Source organism: Saccharothrix sp. NRRL B-16314 (genome assembly GCF_000716595.1).
Lineage (GTDB): Bacteria > Actinomycetota > Actinomycetes > Mycobacteriales > Pseudonocardiaceae > Actinosynnema.
Genome location: NZ_JNXC01000134.1, coordinates 1 through 407 on the forward strand (window position 1 = coordinate 1; position 407 = coordinate 407).

General features: G+C 59.5%; 1 rRNA gene. It reads right to left on the bottom strand.

Annotated features, from left to right (window positions below):
• Positions 1–407: ribosomal RNA gene (locus OQ02_RS39365) — 16S ribosomal RNA — on the bottom strand; the annotation flags it as partial.

Consider the following 407-nt stretch of genomic DNA (forward strand, 5'->3'; position numbering starts at 1 on the left):
CGCTTTCGCTCCTCAGCGTCAGTATCGGCCCAGAGACCCGCCTTCGCCACCGGTGTTCCTCCTGATATCTGCGCATTTCACCGCTACACCAGGAATTCCGATCTCCCCTACCACACTCTAGCCTGCCCGTATCGGATGCAGACCCGGGGTTAAGCCCCGGGCTTTCACACCCGACGTGACAAGCCGCCTACGAGCTCTTTACGCCCAATAATTCCGGACAACGCTTGCGCCCTACGTATTACCGCGGCTGCTGGCACGTAGTTAGCCGGCGCTTCTTCTGCAGGTACCGTCACTTTCGCTTCTTCCCTGCTGAAAGAGGTTTACAACCCGAAGGCCGTCATCCCTCACGCGGCGTCGCTGCATCAGGCTTTCGCCCATTGTGCAATATTCCCCACTGCTGCCTCCCG